This window comes from Planomicrobium stackebrandtii (genome assembly GCF_030814955.1).
GTDB classification, from domain to species: Bacteria; Bacillota; Bacilli; order Bacillales_A; family Planococcaceae; genus Planococcus; species Planococcus stackebrandtii.
Genome location: NZ_JAUSWB010000001.1, coordinates 254472 through 267819 on the forward strand (window position 1 = coordinate 254472; position 13348 = coordinate 267819).

Genomic DNA, 13348 nt, shown 5'->3' on the forward strand with positions numbered 1-13348 from the left:
GTGCTGAAATCGTGGAAGTTAAAAGAAGCGGTCTTGATGTCCCTGTTTGCGGTTGTATTTGGCATCGTCTATTTGCTGTTTGTCCACGTCTCGAATATTTGGGCAGCGGTTATCGGACCACTCGCCTATGAATGGATGTTCGGCATCTGGTTCATTGTGTCAATCATCTGCATGTACATCATCCGCAAGCCTGGTGCCGCCTTCTTGTCCGAAACGATGGCGGCAACAATCGAAGTGCTGATCGGCAATGCTGTCGGTCCCCGCCTGATCTTGTCTGGCGTCATTCAAGGGCTTGGTGCAGAAGCAGTATTCGCCTTGACCCGCTACCAGCATTTCAACATACTCGTGTTAATGCTAGCCGGCATTGGTTCGGCCGTTTTCAGCTTTGTTTATGGTTATTTCGTTTCGGGATACGCAGCACTCGACCCGTCATTTGTCGCATTGATGTTCACCATCCGGGTCCTTAGCGGGGCAATTATCGCTGGCATCGGCGGCAAGTATATTGGGGACGCATTGCTTGCGACCGGTTCGCTTCGCGGCTATGCCATTGCACGCGCGAAAAAAGGTGATGTAAATGCCTGAAAAGGTTTTCTCTCTAACCGGTTTGTCCTTCCGCTTTCCCGAAGAGGAAGAAAAAACGTTAACCGATCTTTCTTTTTCAGTTCTTCGCGGTGAACGGCTGGTTCTAACCGGGCCAAGCGGCTGCGGCAAAAGCACGCTATTGTATTTGCTCAATCGTTTGTATCCCGATAATTGCGATGGCTTGGTGGATGGTGAGATGGAGTTGTTTGGAAAGCCGGCTAATGATTACGTTCCCGGTGAAATCAATCACCGCATCGCCACGGTCTTTCAGGATCCCGATTCGCAGTTTTGTATGCCTACCGTTGAAGAAGAGCTGGCATTTACACTGGAAAATCTGCAGACGCCGTTTGCACAAATGGAGCCGCGCATCACGGCAGTTTTGGAAAGGACGGGTCTTGCACAGCTGCGGAACACGATCATTCAATCCTTGTCCGGAGGAACTAAACAGCGCGTCGCAACTGCATGTGCACTGATCATGGATCCGGAGGTCTTATTGCTTGATGAGCCTTTATCGCACCTGGATCCCTTTACGGCAAAGCAGTTTGTCCACTGGTTAGAGGAGCTGCAGCAAGCATCCAATCTGACCATCGTTGCGGTTGAACACCGTCTCGACATCTGGGGTTCATTTTTCGGACGTGAAATTCAATTGGGATGCGATGGCCGAATCACGGCCGATCAAAATTTCACACCGAGGCATCCATTTACATTTCTGAAACGGCCGTCTGCCGCTCAACCGGCGACTGCTTTGTGTGCCAAAGAGCTTTCAGTCACCATAAAAGACAAACCACTGCTCGCCCCTCTGGCGTTTTCTGTCCGCCGAGGCGAAGTGGTCATTATCGCCGGTCCGAACGGCAGCGGCAAATCGACCCTTATCAAGTCATTATGCGGCATCTTTGAAAAAACAACCGGAACAGTCGAATCAGACCGAATTGGCTATGTTCCCCAGTCTCCTGAATACCTTTTTTTGACGCAAAGCGTACAACAAGAAGTGGCATTTTCAGGAGCCTCCACCCAGACTGAACTGGATGGATTGATGGCCAGTCTCCGCCTGGAAGAAATCCGAGAAGCGCATCCTTTTGCCGTCAGCCACGGCCAAAAACGACGCGTGGCGATTGCGGCCATGCTCGCTGATAAACGCCCTGTCTTGTTGATGGATGAACCGACGTCCGGTCAGGATGCGGCAGCGCTGCTGGAGCTTTTCGACTTGATCGACCAGCGTTCCAAAGAAGGTGCGAGTTTTCTGATCGTTACCCATGACATGGAATTTGCAGCAGGGGTAGCCGACTCGCTGCTGCTGATCAAAGATGGAAAGATGACCGGCAAGTTTCAGGCATATGAAGTTTGGTGCAACGAAGAGCTGTTGGCTATGCATCATTTGCTGGCACCGAAAGGAGTGGCACGTCCTGCGGAATCTTTTGCATGACATGAATCCATCCGTCAAGTTTATCGTCATCACTGCGTCAATGCTGGTTATTGCGTTTTTCTTCAATCCGTGGACGCCGCTTATTTTCTGGTTGGGCATCATTCTGCTGCAGTTGACCATGAGCCGCACAAAATGGAAATTGTGGCTGCTGTTCATGCTGCCGTTTTCGATTGGCGCATTCGGCTATTTATGGACAACAATCGTCTTTGGTGCGGAAACTGGCGGAGCGATCATCTGGTCTTTTGCGGGAATCGATGTTACTGAGGAACAATGGGCACGCGCCTTGTCCTTAGCCTTTCGTGTTATGGCATTTTCCACTCTGTCGTTGTTGTTTGCTTTCACCACTGATCCCGTAAGATTTATTATGAGTCTCATGCAGCAGTTGAAGCTTCCACCAAAATTGGCATACGGCGTCATGGTCGGCTATCAGTTCCTGCCGGTCATGAAGGATGAATTTACTCAAATTCAGCAGGCTCAAAGGCTGCGCGGTGCAGAAACAAAGAAATACAGTTGGCAACAGCTGTTATCCATGCGCCGAATCCTGATTCCAATGCTTGCAGGCGCTGTACGAAAAGCAGAACGATCGGCATTTGCGATGGAAGCACGCGGCTTTACAGGTGAACCGAGAAGTGCTTTTTATCATCCGATTCAGATCGATCGCACAGATTGGCTCATGTCCGGCATTTTCCTTATCCTCCTTCTCACCAGCTGTATTGGCGGCAGTTGGCTAGGCTGATAATAATGGCAAGAGAGAGGATTTTTATTTTAAGGGTTCTCTCTTTCTTGTTGCTTCTTTTGACTTATTTATAATACCTTATGTAGTATTCTACATGTAAAGCTTTATACATCATTTGTTCACAGGCTTTCAATCGATTATAATGAAAGCAGTTACATGATTTGATCGATCTGGGAGGGATAGCTGTGAATGGACTTCAGCTGCTCGATGAACAAGACAACCGGATATACTTTGTTTTCACCCCCAATCACCCGCACTCTTTTCGGCTGTTTGAACAGCATCTGGAGACAGTATTGGACAGTGTTGAAACGAAAGTTCCCTCTGAAGAACCCTATTTATGGATTCTGAAAAGAATCGCTATAATCTGTGAAGATAAAATCAGTTACTTCCCGGACAATGAATTATTGATTGAACCGGATGTATTTATGAATACCGCAATACAAATGGATTACATAATACTATTATTTATAAAAAAATCTCCTTCCGCTCCTTTTGAAATTCAACCATTCAAGGCAGTCGAAAGCCATCAAAACTTTGAAGATGCACAAAAATCAGCACTCGATAAAATAAGTCGCCTAAAAACCGCTTCCCCCCATATCGAAATAAAAGCACTCGGCGCTAAAATGATTTACAACATTCCCTTAAAGTGACTCTCTTTTTTTAACACAAAAACCATTGCCTCAGCCCTCCTATTGGAGATTCGCCTGGGCAATGGTTTTTTATGTACGCACGTTTTAAAGAATATGCATATCAAAAAATCTCTTTTATTTTGTGTTATTTGCGGCTAGTCAATATCCAGCTTCTTGCTCTTGTTGATCAAATATACAAAAAAAGCGACGCATACAACGATAATTGCCGTTGTCCAATCTACCCGTCCTGCTTTTTCGTCCAAATCTGCTTTTGCCACACCACGCTGCTTTTCAGGTGCCGACACTCCGGCCAAACTAGTTTCAAACGCCTTATATTGCAGGGGCGAAAAATGGGATTCTTTCGGGTAAAAATCAGACAATGCTGAGACGGACAGAATCTCGCTTTCCGCTCTGCTGGCTCTACTATCGATATGCTCCAGCTGTTCATACGGTGCATGCGCCTGAACTTGAATGGATACAAACAGGCTCAGCAACAGCATCCTTATCTTCATCTGCCTCCGCTCCTATGGTTGGTGTCGAGTGATGCAGTGCTTTAAAAATAGTGCTGCATATAATCTCTTTAGCAGCAAACTGGACAAATAAAAAGAGGGTCTTTGGAGGCATTGGCTGTTCCGCATATGCTGAGCAGAGCATCGTTGAACAGCCAGTACACCCATTCCCTTTTGGAGTTGTGCCAACAGACATGTTAGAACGTAATGGATTGACTATCATTCGTTCTAGACACATAGATCAAAAATGATGTCAGCGCTCCCTTTGTTAACATACGAACCTGGCATTCCTCCACCACAGGGTCACGGCCTGTTTTGGAGATGCACCGGCTGAGCATTCATAATCCAGCAACCAAGCACAAACTTTACGATCACAGTTCGATCGCTTCTGTTCTCATACACCTTACCATAAGTGAGAATGATTATCAATATCAACAAATAAAATCGAATTAATTATTACTCTATAACCTGCAGCCCTTATATTTCACTACCCATATTTTTGCGTAACTGCTGTGTTTGCTGAACACGTCTGACAAATAATCTCCTTCCAATAACCTATTCGATTTTCGGTCAAAAAAAAAAGAGCTGAAAACTCAGCTCTCCAATGTTCCGTATGTGATATCATCTTCATCTCTTGCATTGACGCCATTTTTCACATGGACAATTGTCCGCAAAATCAATTTAGCGTTCGGATTTTCCAGTATCCAACGTTCGTCTGGAACAATTTCAAACTGCTGCATGACCGTATCCTTAGATTTGACTGATCCAGCAAACTCCATCGATTGTTTCGCGACAACCGTTTCGTAAAAATCAAAATCGCTGTCATCTCGCGTATCCTCGACAAGCTTCACGACATTCAATTCGATAAAATCAATGGTTTGTTCCCCATCTCCTCCATCAAGATAAATGGTGCCGTTCAAAGTTTCGCCTTCTTCCAAGTGCGGCCTCTCAACGACTGTGTTCACTTCTAATGACCCAATGCCGATAGATGATAAAAAATCCTTGAACTTCATAACGTAGAAACCCCCAACTTTTGTTAATCCTTATGTACCACAATAATGCTTTTTTAAAACAATCCTAAAGTTCCGTATAATCGTACTGGTTCTCTAAATTGATCTCATGTTTGTTGTACCGGCGTTTAAAGAGCTTATAAAAATGCGAGACCAATACACGCAGCAGGGCATACATTGGTATACCCAGTATAACTCCAACAATGCCGAACAATGATCCTGCCGTCAAAAGGACAAAGATGATTGTCACAGGGTGGATAAACAATGTTTTCCCCATAACTTGTGGAGAGATCAAGTTGCCTTCCACCAATTGCACGACTGTCCAGACAATTGCCAGCTTTACGAGCATAAATGGAGAGGTCACCAGTGCAATGATGGCAGCCGGGGCTATTGCAATTGCGGGGCCGATATAAGGCACCACACTCGTGACCATCGCCAGAACTCCCAGCAATAACGCGTAATCCATACCGATAATGAGAAATCCGATATAAACCATAACCCCAATGCAAAAGGCAACAATCAACTGGCCTTGAATGTAAGCACCCAATTGCCTGTCCGCTTCAGTGAACACTTCACGAGTATCGTCACGGAATCTCGGCGGCAATAGCTTGAGGAAATACTCCGGCAGCTTATCGCCGTCTTTTAACAAGTAAAAGAGAATGAAAGGTACAATAACTACCGACAAAATAACGCCGGTAATGGTTGAGATTAACCCGGTGACCCCTGTAATGATGCTGGTTACTGTGTTTTGCAGCGTATTCGCAATATCTCCAGGCAAAGTAGCCAGCAACGTGTCTACCGTGAAATTGGATTCGCTGTAATAATCACCAATAAATGAAGTTCTCAAAAAAGCATCCACATCTGTCAGCAATTGCATAAAATACTCCGGAAACTCTTCAATCAACGTTTGAAATTGAGACCGCAAAAAAGGAAATACCAATACGATCAGCAACGTGATCAGCCCGACAACACCGAGGAAGATGATGATGATTCCCCAAATGCGCGGAATTTTGAAATTCTCCAGCATGCGCAATACCGGCCGAAGCAGGTAAAAGAGAATCAATGCCAGAACAATCGGCAAAACAACGGTCTTCATAAAAACACTGACCGGGTGGAAGATAAATGAAACTTCCCTGAAAATATAAACTACCAGTCCAAGCAACAACATAGAGATCAGTGTGAACAATGTGTTTCTTCCGCCTAAAAAGCGGATATAACTGGTAGCAAAAAATGATGGCTTATCCTCAGGCTGAATAAGCTTGTCCTCTGGCTGCATACACTTCCCCTTTTCTGAATAGACTTTATACCTTCATATTATCATAATTTCTGATGATTTAGTCTAAGGGTTGTGACAAATATTCACTTAAGGCTTGTCTGTTCAGTTCTAAATTTATATCGAGAACTGAACCGGCATGAGAATAATTGCCATAGCTATAACTGTTTTCTACAGGCAAAGTCAGCCGTTGCACTTCCCCGCCCCCGCCGGTCGCCAATTGTGTAGCTAGTTTCACTTGGTCAGTCAATGGCATGTCGGTTTGGACATAGCCCTGCAAGGCACCTGCCAATTTCGGGTATTTGGGAATTGCCGTTACGCTGACCAATTCGTCTTTCATGGCTGCAATAACTTGCTGCTGACGGCGGACGCGTCCAAAATCGCCTTCGCTGTCAGCTCGGAAACGGGCGTAGCCTAAGAGTTCCTTGCCGTTCAAATTCTGTACGCCAGGCGTCAGCGATACACCGATTAGTTCGGACATCGCCTTTTCAACATCGATTTCCACGCCATTTGGTGCTGCTACATCGACCAGACTTTCAAAGCTAGCAAAGTCGATCAGTGCATAATGATGGATTTCCACGCCGAACATGCCTCTTAAAGTTTCTGCAAGCAGGTCCACTCCGCCTAAATAATAAGCTGTGTTTAATTTATAGGATTGATAGCCGGGAATATCGGCATAAATGTCACGCATAAAGGAAGTCAGTTTAATTTCCCCATTCACTTTGTCATGGGTAGCAAGCATCATCGTATCTGTGCGGGACTGCTCTTCTCCACGCGAGTCAACACCAAGCACTAAAATATTTTCATAATCGCCGTTTGCTGCATCTCCATTAAATGTCACGGGTTCCTGTTCAGAGTTGTCAGCCAAACTGACACCACTTTTAAATTGTATGAATGCATAAGCGCCAATAGCGATTAGGGCGACCAGAAGCAGGAAGACGATGCCGCGCAGCCGAAATCTTCTTTTTCTGCGTCTTTTTCTTTTGATGGGTTGTAGTTCTTCTTCCATTATATATGCACTCCTTTCTAAACTTTTACGTCAATAAGACGCTCTTCTATGCATTAAGTTTCGGAAATCCCCTTAATTAGTTGCGTTTGTTCATAGAAATAGGCTTTTTATCCTGGTAATGATGAGGTTTCTATACTTAGGGCCGATCACTCTGCCTTTTTGAAACATTTTAATTGTCTACATTGGGCTGGAGTGGTAAGATTTTTCTTATCCAGTTAGAGGAACTTTAAAAGCAAAAATTCTTTTATGGGTTCGATAACCTATTCACTGAAACAAATAATCCAATATACTGCCTTACCCGAAAGGAGACATTACTATGACGGAAAAAGCGACATTTGCAGGCGGCTGCTTTTGGTGCATGGTCAAACCGTTCGATCAGTTTGACGGCATTGAGCAGGTCGTTTCAGGCTACAGCGGCGGACATGTAGAAAACCCTACATACGAACAAGTAAAATCCGGGACAACGGGCCATTTGGAAGTCGTAGAGATTACGTTCCAGCCCGATGTTTTTCCGTACGAACAGTTGTTGGACATTTTTTGGCAGCAAATCGATCCGACCGACAACGATGGACAGTTCCAGGACCGCGGCCCATCTTACCGGGCTGCTATATTTGTCCACAACGACAGACAGCGTGTTATGGCAGAAAAGTCAAAGCAGGAACTTGATAACAGCGGACGTTTCAACAAACCTGTCGTCACTGAAATCCGGGATGCAGCTCCGTTTTACGCAGCAGAAGATTACCATCAGGATTTTTATAGAAAAAATGCGGAACATTATCAAAAAGACCGTGCAGAATCTGGGCGAGATAAGTTTCTTTCTGAAGCATGGGAAAAAGTTGATGCTTAAAGCGTCGATTTTTTTTACCTTTTATTATTAAGGAACTATTCTGTCAATTATCCCACTCATATCAGATTTAGGGAGGAAATCGATTGAAGCTTATTGAGGCTATAGATCCTATCGTGATGCAATTGGTGATAGTGCCAACAATCGTTATTGGAATTGGCATTATGCTCGCTTTGTTTACAAAAAAAGTCTATGTTGGCCCGATCACAACAATGCTATTAACTTTGAGCTATAACTATTGGTATTTCACTTCATTTTTTCCTAATTCAGAGCTTTCTTTTACTATGGTGTCGTCCTGGTGCATTATTTTTCCGTTGATTTCCCTTTATCTTTCCTGGATTTTTGTCCTGCAGCCACATGCCATTAAAGAGTATTTTTTGCCGGAGCCAAAAAAATGAAGTTAATCCTTTCTATTGAGCAATACCGCGAAAATGACCATCAATAAGATAAAGATTAAAAGCATTGTCAACGTGACACTGTGATTGCCTGTCTGATCATAGAGAATTCCAATCGTTAACGGCATAAATGCCGAAATGATGTAGCCGCCTGATTGCGTCATTGCCGTCCAGCTATTGGCTTCATCTGCAGAAGCTGTTTCATCAAGCGGCATCAGCAAGGCAATCGGGAACAATCCACCCAAGGCTACGCCAATAAACGCAGCAGCAGCCCAAACAGCCGTAACACTGCCAAACATCAACAGCAGAATTCCGACGGTTCCAAAAGACAATACCGCTAATATCCAGCCTAAGCGGTTTGGAAATTTATTGAAAAACAGCGGAATACTGATGTTCCCTGCAATCTGTACTGCCGACATCAAAGTCAGTACCCCTCCTGCCGCTAAAACGGACATGCCTTTTTCAATTGCAATCGGCGCAAGCCATGTGAGCATCGAAAAGAATAAGGCCGATTGGCAGCCGAAAAACAATAGCATATACCAAGCCCGCTTATTCTTCCAAGGCGATATCCTGGCAATCTCTTCAAGTCCGGATCTCTCCGACTTCTCCTCAGCCGGCTGCTCCACCCGCAGCCAGATAACCACTGCGGCAATAGACAGCAAACTCCAGCTGGCAATCGCCAGCGGCCAATCTGCGACGCTGTAAAAGACCCCTGTCAATCCTGCCGACAAGGTTGCCCCTAATCCCATACCAAACGAAAAGACGCCGATCAGCGCCGCGGTCCGCATTGGAAAATCCCGCTTGATCATGGCCGACAGCAATGGGCTGATGATGGCAATCGACAAACCGATGAAAAAGGCACTGGCAAGCAGGACAGGATACGTCGGCATAAAGCCTCTGACCAACGTAAACACCCCTATTGCCAACAGCAATACCGCAATCGACCGCTTTAAGCCGAATTTCCGGCCGAACAAAACAGCAAGCGGTGCAAAAAGCCCCATGCAAAATACAGGAACCGCCGTCAGCAGGCTCACTTCACTATTGCTCAGATTTAAGTCGGCGCGAATGGGTTCAAGCATCGGGCCGATTGACGAAATCGCTGGGCGCAAATTCAAAGCCACAAAAAGAATCGCCAAAACCATACCGCCCATCGCTGCATTTCTTTGCTTTTCAGCCACGTTTTTTCCTCCTGTCCATCAACTCTAATAAATTAATCAGCTTTTCAGCCGAACATAAGGTACAAACTTGTGTTCTCACACCGCCATCATTTAAAATAAAGGTGTGAAAGGCGGGTAACCGATGAAACTCGTAAATTGGAGTTACGCAAAACGCTATAATATAAAAGCAATTTTTGACGAATTCCCGCATGTCGTCGTGCTGTTTCGCCAAATCGGCAGTTATTACTTTATCTATTCGATGAAAGGCCTGACACCGGAACATATCCCTGGCCGGCGCGATTATGTACAGATGGAGTATTTGCTGAACAAGGAACTCGGCATGCTGGATGCATACGTAAAGCGCAAAACAAGATAAATCAACAATATAATTTTAGTTTATCCGAGACCACGGGCGATTGCTATCGATTTCCGTGGATTTCGTGGTATACTCTTCTTATTGTGAAATTTAGGAGGTACGTATAAATGATAGCTGTAAATGATGTAAGTCTTCGCTTTGGCGACCGCAAACTATTCGAAGATGTAAATATTCAATTCAACCCGGGCAATTGCTACGGATTGATTGGTGCCAATGGTGCCGGCAAATCGACGTTTATCAAAATTCTTTCTGGTGATCTCGATGCACAATCTGGAAATGTCTATATGGGATCAGGCGAACGCCTTGCTGTATTAAAGCAAAACCATTTTGAATACGAAGAGCATCCCGTTCTTGAAACTGTTATTATGGGCCATAAAAAGCTTTATGAAGTCATGTCTGAGAAAAATGCGATCTACATGAAAGAAGACTTTTCAGATGAAGACGGCATGCGCGCTGCTGAGCTTGAAGGCGAGTTCGCAGAACTGAACGGTTGGGAAGCCGAGTCCGAAGCCGCAATTTTGCTCCAGGGCCTTGGCATTTCTGAAGAACTTCATGATAAGAAAATGGCTGAACTTTCCGGTTCTGACAAAGTGAAAGTGCTTTTGGCACAAGCTTTGTTCGGCAAACCTGATGTTCTGTTGCTGGATGAGCCTACTAACCACTTGGACTTGAAAGCCATCCAATGGCTTGAAGAATTCCTGATCAACTTTGACAACACCGTCATTGTCGTATCGCATGACCGCCACTTTCTGAACAAAGTATGTACGCATATCGCTGACCTTGACTTCGGTAAAATTCAGCTTTATGTTGGGAACTACGACTTCTGGTACGAATCAAGCCAATTGGCAACCCGTTTGGCCTCTGACCAGAACTCGAAAAAAGAAGAAAAGATCAAAGAACTGCAAGCCTTTATCGCCCGCTTCTCCGCCAATGCTTCGAAATCGAAGCAAGCCACATCACGGAAGAAAATGCTTGATAAAATTGAGCTGGACGATATCCGCCCTTCTTCGCGTAAATATCCGTTTGTCAACTTTACCATCGGCCGTGAAATCGGCAATGATGTATTGACAGTAAAAGACGTAAGCCAAACAGTAGACGGCAAGCAATTGCTGGACAACGTCAGCTTTAACTTGAACAAAGACGATAAAATCGTTTTGATCGGCGATCCACTCGCAAAATCGGCGCTTCTCCGCATCTTAGCTGATGAAGATCAACCGGCTGCCGGTTCGGTACGCTGGGGCGTTACCACTTCACGTGCTTACTTGCCGATTGACAACACGATTTACTTCGAAGGCAGCGAGTTGTCGTTGGTGGATTGGCTTCGCCAGTACTCACCAGAAGACGAAAGCGAAACTTTCCTTCGCGGCTTCCTCGGCAGAATGCTGTTCTCCGGCGAAGAAGTGAAAAAGAAACCTTCTGTCCTGTCCGGTGGCGAAAAAGTGCGTTGCATGCTATCAAAAATGATGCTGTCGCACGCAAACGTTCTGCTATTGGATGAGCCTACCAACCACTTGGACCTTGAATCAATCCAGGCTCTGAACAATGGCATGATCGCATTTAAAGGCGCCATGGTCTTCACTTCCCATGACCATCAGTTTATCCAGACGGTTGCGAACCGCGTGATTGAAATCCGTGAAGACGGTTCGATCCTCGACAAGCAATTAGGCTATGACGAATTTTTGGAATGGAAAGATACACAAGGCATCACAAACTAAATAAAATTTTAAAGCAGTGCCGTTTATATTATCCAACGGGCTGCTTTTTCTACAAACAGAAAAGCCGGGGATCTATGTAGATCCCCGGCTTTGTGCTTGTTATTTATTTTGTAAAACGTTTCACTAAGCGGCCTGCAGGCAATTTAGAAACGTATTTATTCCCTGAATTTGATACTTTTTTAACAAGTGCCAATAAGTCCTCGTCGCCAGCCCAATGTTCTGCGATAACTTCTCTTGGGAACTTGTTCAATAGTGTATTGATAACAAATACTGCAACGACGACATCATCAAGGAATCCACCTGGACCCAGCAAGATTTCCGGCAGAAAATCTATCGGCGCGATAAAATACATGATACCTGCCCCAACAGCTGCTTTGCTTTTCTTGTCAATGCGGTTGTCCAGCATCAATTTTGTCAGCAAATGGAAAAGATCTGGCGCGAACAAAACGTACCCGCTGACAGTTCCAATCACTTTTGGTTTAGAATCTACCCAATTTTGTACTCTGTCCCGGAGTTTATGATAAAAGTCTTCTTGCTTTTCTTGGCTTGGCATATCTTTTTTTAAGTATTCATTAGTCATTTTGTTGTCCCCCTTGATCTTTCTGATGATGCACAGTTAACGAGTGCATGGCCACAGTTAAAATACCAATGTCACGTTTGTTGCTACACGCTCTTTATCGGCTACACCTTCATAGACGGTGAACTTTACAGGTTGGCCTGGAACCAGCTTCCGGAAGCCATCGACATTGATATTGATTTCTTCAAAAAAGAAATCTTCCCCATTGTCGCCTGTAATCATGCCTATGCCTTTAACTTCATCAAATGATTTCACTTTGCCTTCCATTTAAAAACCTCCCATATTCTCTTTCACCAATCCTCTATTTATACCCTATGGGCTAAAAATAAAAACCTTTAAGCAATAGAGCTTCTATAAAAAAAGAACCGCTCCCAAAAGAGCGGTTCTTGGTTATTAGACTTTAGTTACGTTAGTAGCTTGTGGTCCACGGTTGCCTTCTTCTACTTCGAATTCAACACGTTGTCCTTCGTCAAGCGTTTTAAAGCCTTCACCTTGGATTGCTGAGAAATGTACAAATACATCGTCTCCGCCTTCAACTTCGATAAAACCAAAGCCTTTTTCTGAGTTAAACCATTTAACTGTTCCTTCTTGCATATAAATTACCTCCTGTGGTAAGAAAAATTTTCAATATGGAATCTTTTCAAATAAAAAAATTCACATATTCCCTAAAGTACCATCACGTGCTGATCACTTTAGGGAATATGTGAATAGCTGTAATTGGTGAAGATTTCATATTGTTACAGTTATTATATCAAATTGACTACAAAAGTCAAATAAATCTAAAAACTTATCTTTGGTTTTCCGTTATAGAGCCAAATAAGGCCGTGAAAAATCTGTAAATCCTCTTCACACTTTTCGCAATATTCCATTTCCTCTTCATTCCAAAAAACGCTAAAAGCAAAGTCCCTTTTTTCGCGCTTGGCAAATCGGAGGCTATAATCAGCTTGGGCTTGTTCTAGATACTCCCGTGCTTTTTCGGCAGATTCAAATTTTCTGCGTGACACCACTTTTTCTTCCCAGCCGTCAAACATCCACCACGGTTCGTAATCTGCTCGCATATAGACTATTTCATGCATTGCAATCTGCCTCGTTTCTTCCTAGTTAGCATTGTGC

Annotated in this window: 17 protein-coding genes; 8 read left to right on the plus strand and 9 right to left on the minus strand. The window is 44.4% G+C overall.

All coding sequences use genetic code 11. The features are described 5' to 3' along the window. From QOZ98_RS01315 to QOZ98_RS01330, 4 genes are all read left to right on the plus strand, one after another. Positions 1-582, plus strand: a complete 582-nt coding sequence (locus tag QOZ98_RS01315) for an ECF transporter S component (RefSeq protein ID WP_308785754.1) — start codon at positions 1-3, stop codon at positions 580-582. Beyond that, positions 575-2005, plus strand: a complete 1431-nt coding sequence (locus QOZ98_RS01320; protein WP_308785755.1) for an ABC transporter ATP-binding protein — start codon at positions 575-577, stop codon at positions 2003-2005. Before QOZ98_RS01315 ends, QOZ98_RS01320 begins: the two co-directional genes overlap by 8 nt. Before the next feature lies 1 nt (position 2006). Beyond that, a complete protein-coding gene (locus tag QOZ98_RS01325) occupies positions 2007-2741 on the plus strand; it encodes an energy-coupling factor transporter transmembrane component T family protein (protein WP_308785756.1) in 735 nt (244 codons plus the stop codon). Positions 2742-2926: 185 nt separating this feature from the next. Further along, on the plus strand, positions 2927-3391 hold the full coding sequence (locus QOZ98_RS01330; RefSeq protein WP_308785757.1) for a hypothetical protein: 465 nt from the start codon (positions 2927-2929) through the stop codon (positions 3389-3391). Between the two features lie 134 nt (positions 3392-3525). On the opposite strand, the gene QOZ98_RS01335 is transcribed toward QOZ98_RS01330, so the two are convergent. The 4 genes from QOZ98_RS01335 to QOZ98_RS01350 form a co-directional block, all read right to left on the minus strand. Continuing rightward, positions 3526-3882, minus strand: a complete 357-nt coding sequence (locus tag QOZ98_RS01335) for a hypothetical protein (protein WP_308785758.1) — start codon at positions 3880-3882, stop codon at positions 3526-3528. A 590-nt stretch (positions 3883-4472) separates the two neighbouring features. Continuing rightward, positions 4473-4892 (minus strand): sporulation protein, encoded by a 420-nt coding sequence (locus QOZ98_RS01340; RefSeq protein WP_308785759.1) that lies wholly within the window; start codon positions 4890-4892, stop codon positions 4473-4475. 64 nt (positions 4893-4956) lie between these two features. Beyond that, positions 4957-6165, minus strand: coding sequence for an AI-2E family transporter (locus tag QOZ98_RS01345; RefSeq protein ID WP_308785760.1), 1209 nt, complete (start codon positions 6163-6165; stop codon positions 4957-4959). 58 nt (positions 6166-6223) lie between these two features. Then, positions 6224-7171: an LCP family protein gene (locus tag QOZ98_RS01350; RefSeq protein ID WP_308785761.1), complete on the minus strand. Its 948-nt coding sequence runs from the start codon at positions 7169-7171 to the stop codon at positions 6224-6226. A gap of 316 nt (positions 7172-7487) precedes the next feature. Here QOZ98_RS01350 and msrA point away from each other — a divergent pair, with 316 nt between their 5' ends. Beyond that, positions 7488-8018 carry a peptide-methionine (S)-S-oxide reductase MsrA gene (msrA, locus tag QOZ98_RS01355; protein WP_308785762.1) on the plus strand — a complete coding sequence of 177 codons (531 nt, stop codon included), beginning with the start codon at positions 7488-7490 and terminating at the stop codon, positions 8016-8018. Between the two features lie 83 nt (positions 8019-8101). Continuing rightward, complete coding sequence (locus QOZ98_RS01360) at positions 8102-8413, plus strand: hypothetical protein (protein WP_308785763.1); 312 nt, start codon at positions 8102-8104, stop codon at positions 8411-8413. A gap of 2 nt (positions 8414-8415) precedes the next feature. Here the strand turns inward: QOZ98_RS01360 and QOZ98_RS01365 are convergent, their stop codons facing one another. Continuing rightward, positions 8416-9588, minus strand: a complete 1173-nt coding sequence (locus tag QOZ98_RS01365; protein WP_308785764.1) for an MFS transporter — start codon at positions 9586-9588, stop codon at positions 8416-8418. 121 nt (positions 9589-9709) lie between these two features. Between QOZ98_RS01365 and QOZ98_RS01370 the strand changes: the two genes are divergently transcribed. Beyond that, positions 9710-9943: a hypothetical protein gene (locus QOZ98_RS01370; RefSeq protein WP_142826319.1), complete on the plus strand. Its 234-nt coding sequence runs from the start codon at positions 9710-9712 to the stop codon at positions 9941-9943. 107 nt (positions 9944-10050) lie between these two features. After that, positions 10051-11658, plus strand: a complete 1608-nt coding sequence (locus QOZ98_RS01375; RefSeq protein WP_308785765.1) for an ABC-F family ATP-binding cassette domain-containing protein — start codon at positions 10051-10053, stop codon at positions 11656-11658. Between the two features lie 103 nt (positions 11659-11761). Here QOZ98_RS01375 and QOZ98_RS01380 read toward each other — a convergent pair whose 3' ends face one another. The 4 genes from QOZ98_RS01380 to QOZ98_RS01395 form a co-directional block, all read right to left on the minus strand. Beyond that, the gene (locus tag QOZ98_RS01380; RefSeq protein ID WP_308785766.1) at positions 11762-12238 is read right to left on the minus strand and encodes a YkvA family protein; all 477 of its coding nucleotides are present in this window, start codon (positions 12236-12238) and stop codon (positions 11762-11764) included. Between the two features lie 57 nt (positions 12239-12295). Then, a complete protein-coding gene (locus QOZ98_RS01385; protein WP_308785767.1) occupies positions 12296-12502 on the minus strand; it encodes a cold-shock protein in 207 nt (68 codons plus the stop codon). Between the two features lie 126 nt (positions 12503-12628). Continuing rightward, positions 12629-12829 (minus strand): cold-shock protein, encoded by a 201-nt coding sequence (locus QOZ98_RS01390; RefSeq protein WP_008428384.1) that lies wholly within the window; start codon positions 12827-12829, stop codon positions 12629-12631. A 185-nt stretch (positions 12830-13014) separates the two neighbouring features. Further along, complete coding sequence (locus tag QOZ98_RS01395) at positions 13015-13311, minus strand: DUF1033 family protein (RefSeq protein ID WP_308785768.1); 297 nt, start codon at positions 13309-13311, stop codon at positions 13015-13017. Positions 13312-13348 lie beyond the last annotated feature (37 nt).

What these genes read in the sequence shown, in the direction of transcription:
- QOZ98_RS01395 (WP_308785768.1), bottom strand. Translation starts at nt 13,311, where the DNA reads ATGCATGAAATAGTCTATATGCGAGCAGATTACGAACCGTGGTGGATG.
- QOZ98_RS01350 (WP_308785761.1), bottom strand. Translation starts at nt 7,171, where the DNA reads ATGGAAGAAGAACTACAACCCATCAAAAGAAAAAGACGCAGAAAAAGA.
- QOZ98_RS01345 (WP_308785760.1), bottom strand. Translation starts at nt 6,165, where the DNA reads ATGCAGCCAGAGGACAAGCTTATTCAGCCTGAGGATAAGCCATCATTT.
- QOZ98_RS01385 (WP_308785767.1), bottom strand. Translation starts at nt 12,502, where the DNA reads ATGGAAGGCAAAGTGAAATCATTTGATGAAGTTAAAGGCATAGGCATG.
- QOZ98_RS01325 (WP_308785756.1), top strand. Translation starts at nt 2,007, where the DNA reads ATGAATCCATCCGTCAAGTTTATCGTCATCACTGCGTCAATGCTGGTT.
- QOZ98_RS01335 (WP_308785758.1), bottom strand. Translation starts at nt 3,882, where the DNA reads ATGAAGATAAGGATGCTGTTGCTGAGCCTGTTTGTATCCATTCAAGTT.
- QOZ98_RS01370 (WP_142826319.1), top strand. Translation starts at nt 9,710, where the DNA reads ATGAAACTCGTAAATTGGAGTTACGCAAAACGCTATAATATAAAAGCA.
- QOZ98_RS01320 (WP_308785755.1), top strand. Translation starts at nt 575, where the DNA reads ATGCCTGAAAAGGTTTTCTCTCTAACCGGTTTGTCCTTCCGCTTTCCC.
- QOZ98_RS01380 (WP_308785766.1), bottom strand. Translation starts at nt 12,238, where the DNA reads ATGACTAATGAATACTTAAAAAAAGATATGCCAAGCCAAGAAAAGCAA.
- QOZ98_RS01340 (WP_308785759.1), bottom strand. Translation starts at nt 4,892, where the DNA reads ATGAAGTTCAAGGATTTTTTATCATCTATCGGCATTGGGTCATTAGAA.
- QOZ98_RS01375 (WP_308785765.1), top strand. Translation starts at nt 10,051, where the DNA reads ATGATAGCTGTAAATGATGTAAGTCTTCGCTTTGGCGACCGCAAACTA.
- QOZ98_RS01390 (WP_008428384.1), bottom strand. Translation starts at nt 12,829, where the DNA reads ATGCAAGAAGGAACAGTTAAATGGTTTAACTCAGAAAAAGGCTTTGGT.
- msrA (WP_308785762.1), top strand. Translation starts at nt 7,488, where the DNA reads ATGACGGAAAAAGCGACATTTGCAGGCGGCTGCTTTTGGTGCATGGTC.